The 20,235-nt window shown below is 37.9% G+C and carries 19 protein-coding genes; 15 read left to right on the top strand and 4 right to left on the bottom strand.

What is annotated here, in order from left to right; genetic code table 11:
- Positions 1-7: 7 nt before the first annotated feature.
- From D8M06_RS09485 to D8M06_RS09470, 4 genes are all read left to right on the top strand, one after another.
- Positions 8-1,351 carry an MATE family efflux transporter gene (locus D8M06_RS09485; protein ID WP_121204163.1) on the top strand — a complete coding sequence of 448 codons (1,344 nt, stop codon included), beginning with the start codon at positions 8-10 and terminating at the stop codon, positions 1,349-1,351.
- Positions 1,352-1,723: 372 nt separating this feature from the next.
- Positions 1,724-2,356, top strand: a complete 633-nt coding sequence (locus D8M06_RS09480) for a lysozyme family protein (RefSeq protein ID WP_121204162.1) — start codon at positions 1,724-1,726, stop codon at positions 2,354-2,356.
- Positions 2,357-2,405: 49 nt separating this feature from the next.
- Positions 2,406-2,783 (top strand): RidA family protein, encoded by a 378-nt coding sequence (locus D8M06_RS09475; protein ID WP_121204308.1) that lies wholly within the window; start codon positions 2,406-2,408, stop codon positions 2,781-2,783.
- A gap of 14 nt (positions 2,784-2,797) precedes the next feature.
- Complete coding sequence (locus D8M06_RS09470) at positions 2,798-3,970, top strand: iron-containing alcohol dehydrogenase (RefSeq protein WP_121204161.1); 1,173 nt, start codon at positions 2,798-2,800, stop codon at positions 3,968-3,970.
- 279 nt (positions 3,971-4,249) lie between these two features.
- Here D8M06_RS09470 and D8M06_RS09465 read toward each other — a convergent pair whose 3' ends face one another.
- On the bottom strand, positions 4,250-5,611 hold the full coding sequence (locus D8M06_RS09465) for an MATE family efflux transporter (RefSeq protein ID WP_121204160.1): 1,362 nt from the start codon (positions 5,609-5,611) through the stop codon (positions 4,250-4,252).
- A 215-nt stretch (positions 5,612-5,826) separates the two neighbouring features.
- Positions 5,827-7,038 (bottom strand): MFS transporter, encoded by a 1,212-nt coding sequence (locus D8M06_RS09460; RefSeq protein ID WP_121204159.1) that lies wholly within the window; start codon positions 7,036-7,038, stop codon positions 5,827-5,829.
- On the opposite strand from D8M06_RS09460, the gene D8M06_RS20275 reads away from it, so the two are divergent.
- The 3 genes from D8M06_RS20275 (at position 6,992) to D8M06_RS09450 (ending at position 9,682) form a co-directional block, all read left to right on the top strand.
- A complete protein-coding gene (locus D8M06_RS20275) occupies positions 6,992-7,120 on the top strand; it encodes a hypothetical protein (RefSeq protein WP_277749477.1) in 129 nt (42 codons plus the stop codon). The two genes, D8M06_RS09460 and D8M06_RS20275, sit on opposite strands and share 47 nt — an antisense overlap.
- A gap of 204 nt (positions 7,121-7,324) precedes the next feature.
- The gene (locus D8M06_RS09455) at positions 7,325-8,260 is read left to right on the top strand and encodes a DUF1002 domain-containing protein (RefSeq protein ID WP_121204158.1); all 936 of its coding nucleotides are present in this window, start codon (positions 7,325-7,327) and stop codon (positions 8,258-8,260) included.
- Between the two features lie 57 nt (positions 8,261-8,317).
- Positions 8,318-9,682, top strand: a complete 1,365-nt coding sequence (locus D8M06_RS09450; protein WP_121204157.1) for an MFS transporter — start codon at positions 8,318-8,320, stop codon at positions 9,680-9,682.
- A 75-nt stretch (positions 9,683-9,757) separates the two neighbouring features.
- Here the strand turns inward: D8M06_RS09450 and D8M06_RS19705 are convergent, their stop codons facing one another.
- A complete protein-coding gene (locus tag D8M06_RS19705; RefSeq protein WP_147404966.1) occupies positions 9,758-9,958 on the bottom strand; it encodes a hypothetical protein in 201 nt (66 codons plus the stop codon).
- 305 nt (positions 9,959-10,263) lie between these two features.
- Between D8M06_RS19705 and D8M06_RS09445 the strand changes: the two genes are divergently transcribed.
- From D8M06_RS09445 to D8M06_RS09420, 6 genes are all read left to right on the top strand, one after another.
- Positions 10,264-11,979 carry a peptide ABC transporter substrate-binding protein gene (locus D8M06_RS09445; RefSeq protein WP_121204307.1) on the top strand — a complete coding sequence of 572 codons (1,716 nt, stop codon included), beginning with the start codon at positions 10,264-10,266 and terminating at the stop codon, positions 11,977-11,979.
- Positions 11,980-12,181: 202 nt separating this feature from the next.
- Positions 12,182-13,117 (top strand): ABC transporter permease, encoded by a 936-nt coding sequence (locus D8M06_RS09440; RefSeq protein ID WP_121204156.1) that lies wholly within the window; start codon positions 12,182-12,184, stop codon positions 13,115-13,117.
- Positions 13,117-14,040 (top strand): ABC transporter permease, encoded by a 924-nt coding sequence (locus tag D8M06_RS09435; protein ID WP_121204155.1) that lies wholly within the window; start codon positions 13,117-13,119, stop codon positions 14,038-14,040. Before D8M06_RS09440 ends, D8M06_RS09435 begins: the two co-directional genes overlap by 1 nt.
- A 17-nt stretch (positions 14,041-14,057) precedes the next feature.
- Positions 14,058-15,086 carry an ABC transporter ATP-binding protein gene (locus tag D8M06_RS09430; RefSeq protein WP_121204154.1) on the top strand — a complete coding sequence of 343 codons (1,029 nt, stop codon included), beginning with the start codon at positions 14,058-14,060 and terminating at the stop codon, positions 15,084-15,086.
- A complete protein-coding gene (locus D8M06_RS09425; protein ID WP_121204153.1) occupies positions 15,079-16,077 on the top strand; it encodes an ABC transporter ATP-binding protein in 999 nt (332 codons plus the stop codon). Before D8M06_RS09430 ends, D8M06_RS09425 begins: the two co-directional genes overlap by 8 nt.
- Before the next feature lie 379 nt (positions 16,078-16,456).
- Positions 16,457-17,203, top strand: a complete 747-nt coding sequence (locus tag D8M06_RS09420) for a 3D domain-containing protein (protein WP_121204152.1) — start codon at positions 16,457-16,459, stop codon at positions 17,201-17,203.
- Between the two features lie 88 nt (positions 17,204-17,291).
- On the opposite strand, the gene D8M06_RS20270 is transcribed toward D8M06_RS09420, so the two are convergent.
- On the bottom strand, positions 17,292-17,423 hold the full coding sequence (locus D8M06_RS20270) for a hypothetical protein (RefSeq protein ID WP_277749474.1): 132 nt from the start codon (positions 17,421-17,423) through the stop codon (positions 17,292-17,294).
- Positions 17,424-17,639: 216 nt separating this feature from the next.
- Here D8M06_RS20270 and D8M06_RS09415 point away from each other — a divergent pair, with 216 nt between their 5' ends.
- Positions 17,640-18,830, top strand: coding sequence for a glycine C-acetyltransferase (locus D8M06_RS09415; RefSeq protein WP_121204151.1), 1,191 nt, complete (start codon positions 17,640-17,642; stop codon positions 18,828-18,830).
- Between the two features lie 230 nt (positions 18,831-19,060).
- Positions 19,061-20,038: an NAD-dependent epimerase/dehydratase family protein gene (locus tag D8M06_RS09410; RefSeq protein ID WP_121204150.1), complete on the top strand. Its 978-nt coding sequence runs from the start codon at positions 19,061-19,063 to the stop codon at positions 20,036-20,038.
- Positions 20,039-20,235 lie beyond the last annotated feature (197 nt).

The following is a 20,235-nucleotide window of genomic DNA, read 5'->3' as shown; positions in this document are numbered from 1 at the left end:
TTAAACAATGAAAAAGCAGCATGATTTTACACAAGGGAATATTTTAAAGCAATTGATTGTATTTTCTGGTCCGATTATGCTAGCCAATCTATTGCAAACGTCTTATCAGTTTATTGATAGTCTATGGATTGGTAACTTGTTAGGGGCAAATGCATTGGGGGCCGTTGCAGTAAGCAGTACGATTATATTTACCGTACTTTCTTTTGTCATAGGTTTAAATAATGCTGCATTGACGATACTCTCTCAGCAAAAAGGCCGTGACAATGAAGAAGGCTTAAAGCGTTATTTAAATGCGTTTGTTGTGTTATTAACACTTATTGCTTTAACACTTGGGATAACTGGTTTCATATTTTCAAACGGTTTTTTGAATCTCTTAGGGACTCCGGAGAGCATGATGGCTGAAGCAAACAGTTATTTGAGAATTACTTTCCTGGGTATTTTATTCTTATTTGGTTATAACTTTATAAGTACCGTTCTTCGTGCACTTGGTGACAGTAAGACACCAATGAACTTTGTTATTATTGCAGTATTGATGAATGTTGTTCTTGACCCTGTTTTTATATCTGTTTTTAACTGGGGGGTAGAGGGGGCTGCTTTAGCAACGGTGGTTTCCCAAGGAACGGCATTCCTATATGGAACTATTTACGTACTCTATAGCAAACTTGCACCTTTTACATTACCGAAATTGCCTTCGTGGTATGAAGTGAAACTAATTTTAAATCTAGGTATCCCTTCCGGACTTCAGATGGCAGTAATCTCTGCAGGTTCAGCTGCCATCATGAGTGTAGTGACTACGTTTGGTGCTGGGGTAGTTGCTGGATTTAGTGCAGCTCAACGTTTGGATAGTTTATTATTATTGCCAGCTCATGCACTGAGTACAGCTGTAGGTAGTATGGCAGGCCAAAACATCGGTGTGAAAAATTGGTCTCGGGTAGGAAAAATAGCTAAATATGGAGTATTATATAACCTATCTATGATGATTTTAGTTGGTATTTTAGTTGTGTTCTTGGCTGAATATGGTGTTCGATTATTTATTCGAGAAGAAGAGGCTGTTCAGTTTGGTACGTTGTATTTGCAAATTATTGCACTCTGTTATCCGTTCTTAGGTATAAATTTTGTGCTAAATGGGATTGTTCGTGCAGCTGGTGCAATGTATCAGGTACTTGTTCTAAATATTATTTCCTTTTGGGTATTGCGTTTCCCACTGACTGCACTATTTGCAAATATGTTTGGCGAGATTGGAATTGCAATCGGGATGGGTTCCAGTTTTCTCATTAGCAGTGCCTTTGCCTTCTTATATTTCCGTTATGGGAAATGGCGGAAAAAAGAATTATTTGCCCAAGGTAATTAACATGTGTATAAGTTGTTAATATCATATGGATGTGTTGCTTGATCTGGGGATAAGTTGATAGATTTGTGGATAATATAACTAGTAGAAATTTATCTGCTAGTATATAGTTAATGTCGAATGTTCTTTTAATAGGTTTTCTAACTGTAAATAATATAGATGATAAAGATAAAGGTTTCTAGATTATTAGTTTTGTTGTGGATAAATACAATTTTATACACAAGTTATACACAACTTACGTGTAAGCGAGAGCTACTCTATACTGAATTAAGGATATTAACAAAATGTAAAATAAAATCATGATAAAAAACAACAACTTTTAGCAAAAGCCTTTCCAAAAAAATTTTAAAAGCAGTTTAAAGAGGAATTAACAATATGAGGTTAAAGAAAAAAACAAAGCAGGCATTTTATCAAGTAATAATCGTAACAGTACTACTATTTTCGATGTTTTTCGTTATCTCTTTTCTATCCATGATTGGTTCACAGGAATCTAAGCAAAAAGAATTCACATCTTATCCAAAAATAACAGAAGAAGTGAGACAATATCGTCCACTTGTGGATAAGTATGCGAAGGAATATGGAGTATCCGGCTATGAGGACGTTTTACTGGCAATGATGATGCAGGAGTCTGGAGGGAGAGGGAATGATCCGATGCAGTCCTCGGAAAGCTACTGCGGAGAAAGAGGGTGTATCGATGATCCCAAACTATCTATTAAACAAGGAGTCTACTATTTTTCAAAAGTATTGAAAGAGGCAGAAGGAGACCTTGAGTTAGCTATCCAATCCTATAACTTTGGAAGAGGATTCATTAACTATGTGTTAGAAGAATCGGGGAGATACACGCAGGATGTTGCCATTGATTTTTCTCAAGAGATGTATGAAAATGCTCCAGATAAGTCAATCTATACATGTTTACGCGAAGAGGCAAAACAGTACAATGCTTGTTATGGTGATATTTACTATGTAAAGTCTGTAATGGAATATCGCGACGTATTAGCCTTAGAATAAGTTAACTGGTAAAATATAGATAAAATGAGAAGCAGGAGGAATGAACATGGTGAAAAAAGCAATACATACAAAAAATGCTCCCGCAGCAATTGGTCCTTATTCTCAAGCCATTCAAGCTGGTGATTTCTTGTACGTTTCTGGGCAGATTCCCATTGATCCAGCAAGTGGCGAAATAGTAGAAGGTATTGAAAAACAGACTGAGCAAGTATTGAAAAATTTACAGGCTATCTTAACGGAAGCTGGAGCAGACTTTTCACAGGTTGTAAAGTTTACCATCTTTGTAGCAAACATGGACCACTTTGGTACTGTAAATGAGATTTATGGTAGCTTCCTGGAAGAACCATATCCTGCTCGTGCAACAGTTGAAGTGAGCCGTCTACCTAAAGACGTACTAGTGGAAATGGACGTAGTAGCATACACTAAGTAAGGAGGAATTGTAGCATGGATAATTTTAAATATTATAATCCAACCAAATTAATTTTTGGTAAAGGCCAGTTAGAAACACTGCCAAAAGAAGTGCAAAAATACGGGAACAAAGTGCTTATTGTCTATGGTGGGGGAAGTATAAAGCGAAATGGTATTTATGATCATGTATTAGCGAAATTGGCAGAAATCAATGCAGAAGTATTTGAACTTCCTGGGGTTGAACCGAATCCAAGGATCTCCACGGTTCGTAAAGGTGTAGAGATTTGCAAAAGGGAAGATATAGAATTTATATTGGCAGTTGGCGGTGGTAGTACGATTGATTGTACGAAGGCAATCGCTGTAGGTGCCAAAACAGATGTAGATATGTGGGATATTGTTACTAAAAAGGAAAGAGCGACTGATGCGTTGCCGTTTGGAACGGTATTAACATTAGCAGCTACTGGCTCTGAGATGAATAGCGGATCTGTTATAACAAATTGGGAAACGAATGAAAAATATGGTTGGGGTGCAGGAGCATATACGTTCCCGAAATTCTCTATTCTTGATCCGGAACATACGATGTCTGTACCGAGGGATCAAACCGTATATGGCATCGTTGATATGATGTCACACGTACTAGAGCACTACTTCCATCAAACGACAAATACACCAATTCAGGATCGCTTCTGTGAGGGTATTTTAACTACGGTAATGGAGACTGCGCCGAAACTTCTTAATAACTTAGAGAGCTATGAACATCGAGAAACCGTTATGCTCGGCGGTACACTGGCGCTAAATAATATGCTGAATATGGGGTATCGTGGAGATTGGGCAACACACAATTTGGAACACGCTGTATCGGCAGTTCATGATATTCCGCATGGTGGGGGCTTAGCTATCCTTTTCCCAAATTGGATGCGCCATGTAATAGATGATGAAAATGCTCATCGCTTTAAACAATTAGCCGTTCGTGTATTGGATGTTGACCCTACTGGTAAATCAGATAAAGAGGTTGGGCTTGAAGGCATTAATAAGTTAAGTGAATTTTGGACAAGTATAGGAGCACCAGCAAGGTTAGCTGATTACAATATTGACGAATCAACAGTAGATGAAATGGCAGAAAAAACTGTTACAGCTACACCACAATACGGAAACTTTAAGAAACTAACCAAACAAGATTCCGTTGAAATCTTCAAGGCAAGTTTATAAAAGGACATAATTTGACAATATTTCCTCGGAAATATTGTCGAATAATAACAAAAAAACCAACTTTTAGGAAGTTGGTTTTTTTAAATTCTTTCTTGGTTTTTGTTAGAGATAAAGAAAGTATAAGAATTCCTCTCTACCAAATCGTTTTCTTGCTGAGCGCTGGTTCGTTCATGGAAAGCGTATCGGTAGATAAAACACCAACCTTCACTTCTAGTCAGTGCGAACTTTATACAAAATGCGACATAAACTATAAAAAGTAACTTCTACGAATAATAACTTTTACTCAATCTCCGTATTTTTGTGGACAAAACTCATAGAGACCCAATCACGTTTTCTCCAGCGTCGTAACATAAATATACCACGCAGCCATTCATCCGAAATAAAGGCAATCCAAATACCGATTAAACCTAGCTCTAAATAAATGCCAAAGAACCAGGCAAAGGTAACGCCAACTCCCCACATGGATGCAATTCCAATATAAACAGGAAATTTCACATCTCCAGCAGCACGTAAGGAACTAATCATGATTAAATTAAATGCACGTCCTGGTTCCAACACAACAGTCATCAGTAACAGGAAAAGACCTGTTTCCAAAATAGTAGCCTCATCTGTAAAAATCCCAAGCAAGGTATCCCCAAATGTATAAACGATTCCTCCGATAACGAGGGAAATAAGGATCGATAGCTGTAAACTTTTAATGGCCCTTCGATAGGCTTCTTCTGTTTTCCCAGCTCCAATCATATGCCCGATTAATATTTGTGTCCCCTGTCCAATGGCAATCGAAAATAGGAAGATGAACATCATAATATTTTGCACATATACCTTGGTTGTTATAGCAAGTGTTCCCATTTGTGCAACGAAATAAGTAATTACCATCTGACTGGCATTATAGGATAGTTGTTCTCCAGCAGAAGGGACTCCAATTTGAAGCAATCCTTTTAGCTGGTCTTTAGGAAAGTGGAAAAAGATGCGAAACTGTAATTCTCCTTCTGTTCTTTTAATGAGTAAAGAGAGAAGAACCAGAAAACCAAGAAATCGACTGATGGCTGTAGAAAAAGCTACACCAGTAACCCCAAGTACTGGAAAACCAAAAGGACCGAAAATAACAAAGAAATTTCCAATGACATTAATAATATTCATGCCTATCGTTACCATCATTGTGTCCTTGGTGTGACCGTAGCTTCTTAATATAGCTCCAGTTGTCATAATCATTGCTTGAACAAATATCAATCCACCAACAATCTGCATATAGTTCATTGCTTCCTTCATAAGTTCTGGTGGGATATCCATTATTTGTAAGATTGGTTTAGAACCAATATATAATAGTGCACTTAGGGCTAGAGAAAACCATAAATTTAGGCTAAGTGAAAGAACAGAAATTTCACCTGCTGTTTTGGATTGTTGGGCACCTAAGTTCTGGGCAATGAGAACAGCAGCACCTTGAGCTACAAATCCAAACATTACAACAACTACAGATAAAATCTGATTTGATACTCCAACAGCAGCAACTGCTTTATCTGAATACTGACTCAACATAAGAGTGTCAGCATTTCCCATTAGCATATGCAATAATATTTCAATAAATATTGGCCAAGTTAACGCAAATAGAGTAAGCTCTTTTGAAGTATGTTTATTTTCCATAATGTATACCTTTTCCTTTTATGATAAGGTTTTTCTTGTTAGAGTTGGTTGTTTGTCTATCTTCGGAGATGAAAATGAGTGCAACACATCATGAAATGTATGCAACTCTCCATCATTTAAGACTAGTGTACTGCTAATCTGTAAAAATAGGAAGTTATTTATTGGAATAAAATTACAGTCTAAAAAAGACCGAATAACTCGGTCTTTTTTTAGCCTTAATGAGATGATCTCGTTGATGGGATGGATCGTGTATGTTTCGGTTGGTATTCATATTTGTACCATGCGATTAACATAATTATCCCGCTTAAAATCAGTAATGTACTAGTTACAAAGAATACGGTTGAGAAACCATAAACTGCTGCTAGCATACCACCGAGAGCGGGCCCGATAACATTTCCTAAGAATCGTAAACTAGTATTATAGCCGATTACTTCTCCTTGCATGGATAATGGAGCAGCTTGTCGAATGTATGCCATTCGAACTGGTACAATTCCGCCAATAGATACACCTAGTAGAAATCTAAGGATAATTAATTGCCATATATCGGTTACGAATGCGCCTGGGAGATAGACGATACCAGCAACAAACAATAATATGATTAATATTTTGGAATAGCCAATTTTATCCCCAAGTTTTCCCCAGTTTCTAGACATCATCAAGTTTCCTAAACCAGCAGCTGAAAATGCAATGCCTGAATAGAAAGCAATATTTACTGGCCCATGAATTTCTGCAACAAAGAGTGAAAGAATTGGCTGTATACTAAAATGGGCAACCTGCACTAGTGTTGATAATAGCAAGACGATTAATAGGACGGGATGGTGAATAATATGCAGGATAACTTCTTTACTGGAATAAGATTTGTAATCGCTAGCGTCGTTAGAAAGTTTTACTTTTACTTCCTTAATACCAAACATCACAAGGAACGCAGAAATAAAGATAGTGATCGCTATCCATTTAAAAGTACTGGAATAGCCAAATGCATCAGCCAGAACCCCACCTAACATTGGTCCCATTAAAGCTCCGGTAATATTACCAGTTTGAAGAGTTCCCATTACTTTTCCTGCAACTTCTTTTGGTGTTTGTGTAGAAATAAATGCTTGGGACATTGGTATAAAACCAGTAACTATCCCCATAAATAAGCGCAACATGAAAAGCTGCCAGACAGTAGTAGCGAATCCCATTAAGAAAACCGAAATACCTATGCCGACAGCAGAGATTATTAGAATGTATTTTCTGCCATATTTATCTCCAATTCGTCCCCAAATCGGAGAAAAGATAAATGCTGTTACGAATGTAACGCCAAAAGTAAGACCTGACCACGTTTGAACATAGGAATCAGAAAAATCCCCCATGGATTCAATGTAGAGGGAAATAAATGGGATGACCATTGTCATGCTTCCGGCAATAAAAAAATTAGCAAACCACATGATTGCTAAGTTACGTTTGACCGCTAAGTCTGTATTAATGATTGGTTTTACCTTCTTTCAGAAAAATATTTCGTTACTCTAAATATATCTCATTTAAAGGAATTTGAAAAGCCTTCTGCTCACATTGAAATATTTGAAATATGAAAGTAATAATGTGCACAAGCATAAAAAAACAGTATAATGATTGAAGAGACTAAATTCAACTAGATAAAAGAAGCTATTGGTAATTATTATTTTTATGAAGACAAGCATATGATTAAAGTGCTTGAAGAGGAGGTAATACCTGATGAAAGAAAGTTTGAAAAAGATAGGTTTAATGCTTTTCATTTTTGCATTGCTACTAGGGTCAGCATTTCCGGTTCATGCTTCAGATGGAGCTGCCACAGACACAGATAGTATTAACGAAAAATTAGGACCGCCAATTGTGGTTTATGGAGATACATTATCAGAAGCTCAAAGGGAAGAAGTGAAGGAACTATTAGAGGTTACGAATCCAGATAATGTGGTGGAATACAATGTAACAGGGGAAGATATCGCAAATTATATTAATGGTGATATTAACTCTAATATGTATTCGTCCGCTAAAATTGTTCGTCAGGAAGAAGGCAATGGTTTAACGATTAACATCGTTACACCGGAAAACATTACAGAGGTAACAAGTGATATGTATGCCAATGCATTATTAACGGCAGGGGTTGAGAATGCTACGGTGGATGTTGCTTCCCCATTGAAAGTAAGTGGGCATTCGGCGTTAACCGGTATTTATAAGGCGTATGATGCAGAAGGAGAACAACTGGATAAAGAGAGAATGGAGCTAGCCAATGAAGAATTGGATGTAGCAACTGATCTTGTAAATGAGGAAGAAGGCTTATCTCAAGAAAAAGTAAGTCAACTATTAACAGAGATTAAACAAATGATTGCCGAACAAAATCCAGCAACAAGAGAAGATGTGGAACAAATTGTAAGTGAGAAATTAGATAGTTTAGGTATATCGTTGAGTGAAGCGGATCGACAAATGTTAATTGACCTATTTGATAAAATGCGTAACTTAGATATAGACTTTGATGCAGTGAAAAACCAACTGGAAGACATCGCTAATACAGTAGCCGAGAAAGCCGAAGAGTTAGGGCTGGATCAAAACTTCTGGGAAAAGGTAGCCAATTTCTTCAGTGAGATATTTGGTGCTCTGAGTGAGTTTCTTGGAGGATTATTTAGCGAGTAAAGACATTTATAAAGAGGCTCTTCCACACAAGAGCCTCTTTCATTTGGAGTTGAATATATGGAAAGACATCAAGTGTCTAGCCAAAAGTGGGCTATCGGATTATTTACCGTGGGTGTATTTATGGCAGGACTGGATAATGGAATTATTAGTACAGCGCTGACAACAATTGGCGAATCCTTTGGTGTTTCACCATCTTGGGGAGCCTGGACCGTGACATTGTATACGTTGGGTCTAGCGATTAGCACCCCAATCATCGGGAAATTATCAGACCGCTATGGCAGGAAGCGGTTGTTTATCATCGAAATTGCCTTATTCGGGTTTGGTTCCGTACTTGTCGCATTAAGCCCTAACTTTTTAATATTACTTATGGCAAGAGTCATCCAAGCAATTGGTGGTGGAGGTATCTTTATTATAGGTAGCTCACATATACTTGCTACACTGCCAAAAGAAGTACAAGGTAAGGCGTTAGGAATGCTGGGAGGGATGCATGGACTTTCAGCAGTGATTGGTCCTAATCTTGGAGCTGTCATATTAAGTTTGACTGGTTCTTGGCAATGGATGTTCTTAATAAATGTTCCAATTGCAATCATTCTCATTCTATTTGCCTTTTGGAAATTGGATGAATCTAGACCAGGAACGGAAAAACCGTTGGATATGATGGGTACAGCTTTATTAACCATAAGCATACTGTCCTTTATGTACGGTATCACGCAAATGGGGAATACCTCATTCCATGTCGTAAACCTGTTATTTATTGTAGTTGGATTAATTGGCTTTATTTTTCTGGTTTTTCATGAACGAAATTTGGAAAATAAAGGGGCAGATCCTATTTTGTCCTATTCGTTATTAACGGAAAGAAAATACATAGGTACACTCATTTTAGGCTTTTTATCCGGTGGTTTTCTGGCAGGAATTATTTTTATCCCTGCTTTTGTTCAGCAAGTACTAAACGTACCAGTCGAGCATGCAGGCTACTGGGTTACACCATTAGCGTTAGCATCAGGTGTCGGTGCGGGAATTGGTGGAGTAGTAACAGATAAATACGGACCATTAAGAGCAATATATGCTTCAGGAATCATAGGAATTATCGGATTTTCCTTGTTTGTATTTATTGTTAATGGCTTTGTTTCCTTTTCCATAGCAAGTGCTTTGGCGGGAATATCCCTAGGAATATTGCTCGGTGCACCTTTAAATATGCTCGCTGGAGAAAGTGCAAAAGAAACAGAAAAAGGAACAGCCATTGGTACGTTGTCCTTAATCCGGCAAATCGGCCTAACCATATTCCCAGCTGTATTTGCAGGGTTTATTGCAATATCCAAAACAGACGGTTATAGGCAAATGTTCCTTACCGCAGCCGCACTAGCTTTACTAGTTATTTTAGTAGGAATGTTACTAGCAAAACAATCCCATACCAAACAGTAAAAGGCAGGTTTTTAGAGTTCGAACTAGTGAAGAAAATTATTATCTAACCATTTGTTGATTTGGGTGCCCGGTGCGTTAATATCTCCGTCGGCTGGTGCTCTCTATCACCCGCTTTTTCCCTTCTATCAACCGGGAGAGATGCACAATCAACCTCGTTCCTCCTTCTATCAACCGGGAGTAGTGCACAATCAACCGCGTACCTTCTTCTATCAACCGGGAGAGATGCACAATCAACCGCGTTCCTCCTTCTATCAACCGGGACCAGCGCTCTATCAACCTCTATCCTCCTTCTACCAATTCCGACATAATAAAAAAAGCAACAAAACTTACAATAAAGGCCTAATCTTCTAATGATTCTCAAAGAACGATTAACAATACGATTTGTTAATCGTTCTTTGTTATTTGCTAATCTTCTACTATAATAGTAGAACTTTGTAAGCTTATGTAATATTATGACTATTTTGAATTTAGTGTTGATTATTTCGGATGTAATAGTATAATATTTGTTGTAGCGCAGATGTTTTTGAATTGTCTGCAAAATAATCTTGTAAAAAGATAAAGGAAAGGGGTCTATGCAATTGATGAACAAAAAATGGTCTTTATTATTAACATTATTACTTACACTAGGAATCGTACTAGCAGCCTGCTCTGGAGGGGGAACAGAGTCAAGTTCTGAAGGGGAAGAGGATTCAGGAACAGAAGAAACGGAAGCACCTGAAGAAACGGAGGATTCCGGAGAAACCGAAGAAGAAAGTACAAATGGAGAAGAAACATTAGCGGCAGATCAAACGTTTGATATTAATATTAAATCAGAACCACCTTCATTAAATCCGGGTACAGCAACCGATACGACTTCGGGCGCAGTGCTTGATCAGGTTTTTGAAGGGTTAATGCGAATTAACCAAGAAGGTGTTCCGGAAGAAGCGATGGCTGAGTCCTATGAAGTATCAGAGGACTTAACTACGTACACCTTCCAAATTCGAGAAGATGCTGTTTGGTCTAATGGTGATCCAGTGACAGCTCAGGACTTTGAATTTGCATGGAAATGGGTACTAGATCCAGATAATGCCGATACGGACTATGCTTATCAGCTTTATGTTATTAAAGGTGCCCAAGCTGCGAAGGAAGAAGGCGGGTCACTGGATGATGTAGGTATTACTGCAGTTGATGAAAAAACATTGGAAGTGGTACTTGAACAGCCAACGCCTTATTTCTTGGATTTAACCGCGTTTTATACGTATTATCCTGTCAATCAAAATGTTGTAGAAGGAGCGGATGATTGGGCTTTAGATGCTGGGGAAAACTATGTAACTAATGGACCGTTTGTATTAGATTCATGGGCCCATCAGGATCAAGTCGTACTGAAGAAAAACCCAGATTACTGGGATGCAGATACCGTTAAATTAGAAACCATCAATATGTATATGATTGATGATGAAAATACAGCTTTAGAAATGTATAACAGTGGAGAGCTTGATTGGGCAGGGGATCCAACTGATTCACTTCCATTGTCAGCAATCCCATCTCTTGCACAAGATGGTTCATTGAACATTTCACCGTTAGCTGGTATATACTATTATGCATTTAACACAGAAAAAGAACCGTTTAATAATGTGAATATACGTAAAGCTTTTGCATTATCTATTAATCGTGAAGGTATTGTACAGAGTATTACACAACGTGAAGAGCAACCTGCAATGGCACTTGTTCCACCATCCATTTGGGAAGAAAGCAATGAAGGTTACTTCACAGATAATGATATAGAAACAGCGAAGGAGTATTTGCAAACGGGATTAGAGGAATTAGGTCTGGATGAATTGCCACCTGTTGAGCTTTCTTATAACACAAGTGAAGCACACGCTGCTATTGCTCAGGCTGTTCAAGAAATGTGGAGGCAGAATCTTGGTGTTGATGTAACACTTAGAAACGAAGAATGGAACGTTTATCTGGATAGTATGGGTAGTGGTGATTTCCATGTCGGACGTATGGGTTGGTTAGCTGACTTTAACGATGCAATCAACTTCTTGGAAATTTTCCAAACTGTTGGAGGAAACAATTATACAAACTGGGAAAGTCAAGAATACTCTGATCTTCTCGATCAATCTAGAACGGAAACAGATGATGCAGCACGGAAAGAGATTCTTCGCGAGGCAGAAGCTATCTTTATGGAAGACTTACCAATCGCACCAGTCTATTTCTATACCAATGCTTGGTTAAGCAAGGATTATGTTAAAGGTCTGGAAGTATCTGGATTGGGTGGCGTCCAGTTTAAGTGGGCGTATCTGCTGGAAGAATAAGGGGATTCGTCCCGATTAACTACTAGATTAAGAGATAAATAAACGACTAGAACAATAGGAGGTATATGGTAATGCTGTATACCTTATATTGTTCTATTCTAATCTATTTTAAAGGGAATTTGATTAATGCTAACCTCCGCTTTATTGAAGTACTTTCATCTAATCAATAAGCGTAATTAACAAAATATGGAGGTGTCATTTTGTGGTCACATATATTTTAAAAAGACTTGGTTATATCATCCTATCTTTATTTTTTATTATCACAATTACCTTTTTCTTAATGCATGCAGCACCAGGCGGACCGTTCGCATCGGAAAGAGCATTGACCCCAGCTATAGAAGCACAAATGAATGAAGCATATGGTTTAAATGATCCGATACATGTCCAATACCTAGATTATTTAGTAAGCGCTTTTACGTTTGATTTTGGGCCATCGTTTAAATATGTGGGACAAGAAGTATCAGATATTATTAGGAGAGGACTTCCGTATTCTTTGGTTTTAGGTTTAGAAGCAATGTTTATTGCATTAGCCATTGGTGTTCTCTTAGGGGTAATTGCTGCATTAAAACATAATAGATTTGGAGATTATACAGCAATGATTATTGCTGTGCTGGGAATCTCTGTGCCTAGCTTTATTATGGCAGCGGTATTGCAATATATATTCGCTATACAAATGCAACTATTGCCGATTGCGAGATTTGAGACTTTTGCCCATACGATTTTGCCAGCAGTTGCTTTAGCATCCACTCCTCTCGCTTTTATAGCAAGGCTTATGCGTTCCAGTATGCTAGATGTTTTAAGCACCGATTATATTAAAACAGCAAAATCGAAAGGACTAGGGCAAAGAGTTGTCACCTATCGACATGGACTCAGAAATGCCATCCTTCCTGTCATTTCCTATATTGGACCTCTCGTTGCATCTATCTTAACGGGAAGCTTCGTTATTGAAAAGATTTTCGGTATTCCTGGATTAGGAAATGAGTTTGTCGTAAGTGTTACGAATCGAGATTATACGGTCATAATGGGAACTACTGTTTTTTTCAGTGTTCTGTTACTAGTATCTATTTTACTTGTCGATTTAGTGTATGGTCTCGTCGATCCACGTATTAAAGTAGCTGCGAAGGGGGACAAGGGATAATGGCAGAACCACAAATAACAAATAAGGACTTTCAGCCAATTACTGTCCATCATTCAGAAGCGGAAAAAATCGCTGGTGAAAGTGCTTCTTATTGGAAAGATGCATGGCGCCGATTTAAGAAAAATAAACTAGCTATAGCAGGAATCATTGTTATTTTATTACTTTCATTTATGGCCATTTTTGGTGGAACAATCTCTGGTCAAAATTACTATGAACAAGATTTGTTGAATGCCAATAATCCCCCTTCTTCCGATCATTGGTTTGGAACAGATAATTTAGGTAGAGATGTTTTTGCGAGAACATGGTACGGGGCACAAATATCCTTGTTTATTGGATTGATGGCAGCAATTATCGATATTGTTATAGGAGTCATATGGGGGGCAATTGCCGGATATTTTGGTGGTAAAACAGATGAGATAATGATGCGAATTGCAGATATTTTATATGGATTGCCATATTTGTTAGTTGTTATCTTGTTATTAGTCGTGTTGCCGCAGAAATTGTGGACGTTGATTATTGCCATGACAATAACAGGTTGGATTAATATGGCAAGAATCGTGCGTGGACAAGTCATGCAATTGAAAGCACAAGAATTCATTATGGCCTCTAAATCGCTGGGAGCGGGCAATGGAAGGGTATTGTTTAAACATTTAATTCCAAATACAACAGGGCAAATACTAGTTACATTAACGTTAACAATTCCAAGTGCCATATTTACAGAGTCTTTTTTAAGCTTTATCGGTATAGGTGTTCAGGCGCCACTTGCTAGCTGGGGAACCATGGCAAATGATGGTCTGCCGGCATTACAGTATTATCCATATCAGCTTTTCTTCCCCGCCATATTCATCTGTTTAACCATGCTGGCATTTAATGTCATAGGAGATGGAATGAGAGATGCATTGGATCCTAAAGAGCGCAGATAATGGGGAGGGAAACAAGTATGAATAAAATTTTAGAAGTAAAAGATCTATCTGTCTCATTTGATACATATGGAGCAGAGGTAAAGGCAGTTAGAGGGGTTAGTTTTGATTTGGAAGAAAAAGAAACGTTAGCCATTGTTGGAGAATCAGGTTCTGGAAAAAGTGTAACCGCACAATCAATTATGCGATTAATTCAAATGCCTCCAGGAAAGTTTGTTAATGGGTCCATTCTATTTAATGGGGAGGACCTCACTGAAAAACCGGAGAAACAAATGGAAAATATACGAGGAAAAGAGATAGGGATGATTTTTCAAGACCCAATGACTTCTCTTAATCCCACCATGACGATAGGAAAACAGATTGCAGAAGGTTTAATCAAACATCGAAATATGTCCAAAAAAGAAGCTCATTTAAAAGGGATTGAATTATTGAAGTTGGTTGGGATACCGACTCCGGAAGTTCGGATTAATCAATATCCACACGAGTATTCAGGTGGAATGAGACAACGTGCGATGATAGCGATTGCCCTTGCATGTAACCCCAAAATTCTGATAGCTGATGAGCCAACAACGGCTTTAGATGTGACCATTCAAGCACAAATTCTGGATTTAATGAGAGGGTTGCAGGAAGAAACGGGGACAGCGATTATATTAATTACGCATGACTTAGGTATCGTTGCTAATATGGCTAGCCGAGTAGCGGTTATGTATGGTGGTAAAATTGTTGAAACAGGTACGGTCGATGAGATATTTTATCATCCAAAACATCCATATACTTGGGGTCTTCTGGGTTCTATGCCAAAGCTAGACATTGAAGAGGAGGAATTGCAGGTTATTCCTGGCTCCCCTCCAGATTTAGCGGATCCTCCAAAAGGCTGTCCATTTGTTACTCGTTGTCCATATGCAATGAGTGCGTGTACAAAACAAATGCCAGCCTATACCAATATTTCGGATACACAAAAAACCGCATGCTGGTTATTGGATGATCGAGCACCAGAAGTTCAAATTCCTGAATCTGCCATTGTAGGGGGCTCGGAGATCAATGCCTAGTACAAAGGAAAAATTATTAGAAATAAAAGATTTAAAAAAACATTTTAAATTAGATAGAAAAAGTATCCTGAAGGCAGTAGATGGAATTAGCTTTGATATTTATCAAGGAGAAACGTTTGGCCTTGTCGGCGAATCAGGATGTGGAAAATCAACAGCAGGCAGGACTATCATGCGTATGTACGAAGCAACAGATGGAAAAGTAGATTTTGTTGGGAGGAATGTCCATCATATACAATCCAAACGAGAAATAAAGGAATTTAACAAATCGATGCAAATGATTTTCCAGGACCCATATGCTTCTTTAAATCCACGAATGACAGTGAAAGATATTATTGCAGAGGGAATAGATATACATGGACTGATAAAATCTCCTAAGGAACGTGCAGAACGTGTCAATGAATTGCTTGAATTAGTTGGATTAAATAAGGATCATGGATCAAGATTCCCTCATGAATTCAGTGGCGGACAACGACAAAGAATTGGAATAGCCAGAGCCCTTGCCGTCAATCCAGAATTTATTGTTGCGGATGAGCCGATTTCTGCATTGGATGTTTCCATTCAAGCACAGATTGTAAATCTACTAAAAAGATTACAGAAGGACCATGGATTAACCTATTTATTTATTGCCCATGATTTATCCATGGTAAAACATATTAGCGATCGTGTAGGGGTCATGTATTTAGGGAAAATGGTAGAAATTGCAAAAAGTAATGAATTATACCATGAACCATTGCACCCCTATACTAGGGCGTTAATCAGTGCCATTCCTGTACCAAATCCACAATTAGAAAGAACAAGGGAACGGATTATCTTGGAAGGAGATGTACCGAGCCCTGTAAATCCGCCTAGTGGATGCAGATTCCGCACCAGATGCCCCCTTGCCATGGATGTTTGTTCAAGAGTCGAACCGGAATGGCAAGAGTATAAGGAAGACCGTTGGGTTGCATGTCATTTATATGATGAGAGGTATAAGGAAGGTAGTTTGGCATAGATTATATAGGTATATATACGGTAAACAGGCACTCCAATGTAGGGGTGCTTTTTTGTCGTAATGTTATCGTGACAGTAGATAAAACTCTAACTTTCATTTCTAGTTTTTGTTCTGACTTTATATATGTTTATCTAAAAAATATCAACATTTAGTAGAATATTAGTAGGCATGACTAGTGCATTTCTATTACAATTCGATACTTTTTGTGACTTCTATTACAGTATTCGCGTTTTTACCCTATAATTATATCAAATATATTACAATTGAAATGTTTTTGTCGGTATTAGTAATCCGTGTAATAGATTCTTAACTGAGCTGTTACTGTATTCTCTATTATCCTATGATAACATGATTCATAGTTATTAAAGGAGGAATCCATATGAGAAAGCTAGTAGCAGCATTAGCTACCGGGATAATCATAGCAACAACAGCTGTCACTACCGTTTCAGCAGAAGAATATGAAGTTCAATCCGGAGATAATCTTTGGAATATTGCAGAAGAGAATAATACAACAGTAGATGAGTTAATAGATATAAATGAATTAAAAGATACCGTTATACACCCAAAAGAGGTATTACTATTAAATGAAGTGCATAAAGTAAAACGCGGAGACTCACTGATTAGTGTAGCAAATCAGTATAATGTAACGGTGGATGAATTAAAGAAATGGAATAACATCGAATCCGATATAATTATTATTGGACAAGAGTTAGAAATTAAAAGTGTAACCACTGATAAAGAAGAAAACAATGAGGAATCATCTTCAGAGGAAAAGGCAGAAACCAAGAACGAAAATAAAGAAGTAAAAACAACATCATCAAACGAGGAACCAGAAGGCAAGAAGATGACGGTAAAATCTACCGCATATACTGCTAGCTGTGACGGATGTTCAGGAGTAACTTATACTGGTGTTGACTTGAATAAGAATCCAGATGCAAAAGTCATTGCAGTAGATCCAAAAGTAATACCATTAGGTTCTGAAGTTTACGTCGAAGGTTATGGTTATGCAACCGCGGCGGATATTGGTAGTGCCATTAAAGGTAAAAGAATTGATGTGTTTATCCCAGAGCTAAGCGATGCGAAGGACTGGGGAACGCGTGATTTAGAAATAACCATATTAGACTAAAAAAGAAGGAATATTCACCTTTCTATAAGGTGTATTCCTTCTTTTTGTAGAATTTAAACATTTTTAGTGGATATAACATCCACCATTTCTAAAGTTGTATTTCCGTCGAAACACCATTTTCCTCTATAACTTCACCGGGATTATCCGTTGATTTAACGACTCCAATAGCACCTACAGACAAAATAACCATAATAAACAGTGCCAACAACACTTTCCTCATTCTCTGTGCCCTCCATCAATTGTATCTACCACACATTAGTATAATAAAAATATGAGAATTTAACCACAGGGAAATCTTTGAAAAAAATAAATTTTATACAAGGAAAGAAGTATAATCATAGGAAGCAAATTTTTATGTGAATTAATGGTAAATGTAAGCGTTTCATGAATAGAATAATAGAAAGTGATTATATCCCTAATAAGGAGGTAACGAATTTTGACTAGCAAGACATTAAATCAGTTTCTAAATAGTAACTTACAACAGTTAAAACAGAATGGCCTATATAACGAGATTGATACGGTTCAAGGAGCGAATGGACCTACTATCCATATCCATGATAAAGAATTTATAAATCTGTCATCCAATAACTATTTAGGCTTGGCAACAGATGAACGTTTGAAAATAGCTGCAATGGAAGCGGTGGAGGTTTATGGTGTAGGTTCTGGTGCTGTAAGAACGATAAATGGCACACTTGATCTGCATGAAAAGTTGGAAGAGAATCTAGCTCAATTTAAAGGCACCGAAGCAGCAATTGCTTATCAATCTGGTTTTAATTGTAACATGGCAGCAATCTCTGCCGTAATGGATGATCAGGATATTATTCTTTCAGATGCCTTAAACCATGCATCGATTATTGATGGCTGCCGTTTATCTAAGGCAACAATCATACCTTTTGCACATTCTGATATGGATGACCTGCGTAAGAAAGCGAAGGAAGCGGCTGACTCTGGAAAGTACAAAAAAATTATGATAATAACAGATGGTGTCTTTTCAATGGATGGGGACATTGCGAAACTGCCGGATATTGTTGAGATAGCGGAGGAACGGAACATTATAACGTATGTGGATGATGCACATGGTTCAGGAGTTACAGGAAATGGATTTGGAACGGTAAAACACTTTGGACTGCAGGAGTCTATTGATTTTCAAATCGGGACACTTTCAAAGGCCATCGGGGTGGTAGGGGGATATGTCGCTGGAAAGAAAAATTTAATAAATTGGTTGAAAGCAAGATCACGCCCATTTTTATTTTCGACAGCTGTTTCCCCAGCAGATGCCGCAGCAAGTATAAAAGCGCTTGATTTGCTGATAAATTCTACCGAGTTAAATAAAAAGTTATGGGGAAATGGAAATTATTTAAAACAAGGATTACGAAAGCTAGGCTTTGATATAGGGAAAAGTGAAACTCCCATTACACCTTGTATTATTGGAGAGGAAAAGATAACACAAGAATTTAGCAGGCGACTGTACGATGAAGGTGTCTATGCGAAGTCTATCGTTTTTCCAACAGTCCCAAAAGGTACGGGAAGAGTACGAAACATGCCAACAGCCGCGCATACAAAAGAAATGCTGGATAAAACACTTAGTGCCTATGAAAAAGTAGGGAAAGAAATGGGGTTGCTTTAAGGTTTGCTGGTTGTGCACAGTTGATGGTTGTTCTGGATGGTTTCTTTCTATGGCCTCCTGTGAAAAGCGTAGTGTATTCTTGTAGCGGGTTAAGCACTTTACTGTGAATTCAGATTATTAACAGTATCTATCAACTGTGACATTTATAAAGAAAAAACGATGAAAAGAAACATTATAATACGCTTCTTTTAGGAAAAAAGCTAATAAATAATACAAGGGGAGACTTCTTTATGAAAAGAATCTTAGTTACTGGTGCCCTTGGACAAATTGGAACAGAGTTAGTTGATTTGTTGAGAAAGACGTATGGAATTTCGAACGTTATAGCCACGGATATTCGTGAGTCGAAGAATGCAAGAGAAAAAGGACCATTTGAACTATTGGATGTGACAGATGAAAAGTCATTTGCATTGATTGCAAAACGGCATAATGTTGACACCATGATCCATCTTGCATCGATTTTATCCGCAAATGCAGAAAAGAATCCCTTATCTGCTTGGAACATAAATATGAGCGGTTTATGGAATGCATTAGAAGTATCTAGAGAAATGAATCTACAATTTTTCACTCCAAGTTCCATCGGTGCATTTGGGCAATTAGCTCCAAAGGAAAACACGCCACAAGTCACTATTCAACGCCCAATCACCATCTACGGCATTAATAAAGTTGCTGGAGAACTCCTTTGTGATTACTACTTTATGCGGTATGGACTGGATACTAGAGGAATTCGTTTTCCAGGATTGATTTCTTATGTAACCCCACCTGGAGGGGGAACGACAGATTATGCTGTTGAAATCTATCATGAAGCGATCAATTCGAAAAAATATATTTCTTATATTCGAAAGGGAACATACCTGGATATGATGTATATGCCTGACGCACTCCATGCCATTATCGAATTAATGGAAACAAACCCTGAAAATCTTGTCCACCGCAATGCCTATAATATATCCGCATTTTCCGCAGCACCTGAAAATTTTGCAGAATCTATTCGACAACATATTCCAGATTTTACACTAGATTATAATGTCGACCCTGTCCGACAAAAAGTAGCAGAAAGCTGGCCCAATCACCTCGATTGCACAGCAGCTAAAGAAGAATGGGGATTTAAGGCGAATTATGATCTGGAAAAAGTAACAGAGGATATGCTTAAAAATATATCAAGGGAGGAGCGCCTATTAAAATCGGTGAACGCTTATAAAAAGCGGTGAGCGCCTATAAAAAGAGAGGAGCGCCTATAAAAAGAGAGGAGCGCCTATAAAAAGCGAGGAGCGCCTATAAAAAGAGTGGAGCGCCTATAAAAAGAGTGGAGCGCCTATAAAAAGCAGTGAGCGCCTATAAAAAGAGTGGAGCGCCTATAAAAAGTGTGGGGCGCCTATAAAAAGAGAGGAGCGCCTATAAAAAGAGA

Source organism: Oceanobacillus halophilus (assembly GCF_003628505.1).
Lineage (GTDB): Bacteria > Bacillota > Bacilli > Bacillales > Amphibacillaceae > Oceanobacillus > Oceanobacillus halophilus.
The sequence above is the reverse complement of the archived record's forward strand: the minus strand, read 5'-3'. Positions and strand labels throughout refer to the sequence as shown.

What these genes read in the sequence shown, in the direction of transcription:
- D8M06_RS09485 (WP_121204163.1), top strand. Translation starts at nt 8, where the DNA reads ATGAAAAAGCAGCATGATTTTACACAAGGGAATATTTTAAAGCAATTG.
- D8M06_RS09480 (WP_121204162.1), top strand. Translation starts at nt 1,724, where the DNA reads ATGAGGTTAAAGAAAAAAACAAAGCAGGCATTTTATCAAGTAATAATC.
- D8M06_RS09470 (WP_121204161.1), top strand. Translation starts at nt 2,798, where the DNA reads ATGGATAATTTTAAATATTATAATCCAACCAAATTAATTTTTGGTAAA.
- D8M06_RS09465 (WP_121204160.1), bottom strand. Translation starts at nt 5,611, where the DNA reads ATGGAAAATAAACATACTTCAAAAGAGCTTACTCTATTTGCGTTAACT.
- D8M06_RS20275 (WP_277749477.1), top strand. Translation starts at nt 6,992, where the DNA reads ATGACCATTGTCATGCTTCCGGCAATAAAAAAATTAGCAAACCACATG.
- D8M06_RS09460 (WP_121204159.1), bottom strand. Translation starts at nt 7,038, where the DNA reads ATGTGGTTTGCTAATTTTTTTATTGCCGGAAGCATGACAATGGTCATC.
- D8M06_RS09455 (WP_121204158.1), top strand. Translation starts at nt 7,325, where the DNA reads ATGAAAGAAAGTTTGAAAAAGATAGGTTTAATGCTTTTCATTTTTGCA.
- D8M06_RS09450 (WP_121204157.1), top strand. Translation starts at nt 8,318, where the DNA reads ATGGAAAGACATCAAGTGTCTAGCCAAAAGTGGGCTATCGGATTATTT.
- D8M06_RS09445 (WP_121204307.1), top strand. Translation starts at nt 10,264, where the DNA reads ATGAACAAAAAATGGTCTTTATTATTAACATTATTACTTACACTAGGA.
- D8M06_RS09435 (WP_121204155.1), top strand. Translation starts at nt 13,117, where the DNA reads ATGGCAGAACCACAAATAACAAATAAGGACTTTCAGCCAATTACTGTC.
- D8M06_RS09430 (WP_121204154.1), top strand. Translation starts at nt 14,058, where the DNA reads ATGAATAAAATTTTAGAAGTAAAAGATCTATCTGTCTCATTTGATACA.
- D8M06_RS09425 (WP_121204153.1), top strand. Translation starts at nt 15,079, where the DNA reads ATGCCTAGTACAAAGGAAAAATTATTAGAAATAAAAGATTTAAAAAAA.
- D8M06_RS09420 (WP_121204152.1), top strand. Translation starts at nt 16,457, where the DNA reads ATGAGAAAGCTAGTAGCAGCATTAGCTACCGGGATAATCATAGCAACA.
- D8M06_RS20270 (WP_277749474.1), bottom strand. Translation starts at nt 17,423, where the DNA reads ATGAGGAAAGTGTTGTTGGCACTGTTTATTATGGTTATTTTGTCTGTA.
- D8M06_RS09410 (WP_121204150.1), top strand. Translation starts at nt 19,061, where the DNA reads ATGAAAAGAATCTTAGTTACTGGTGCCCTTGGACAAATTGGAACAGAG.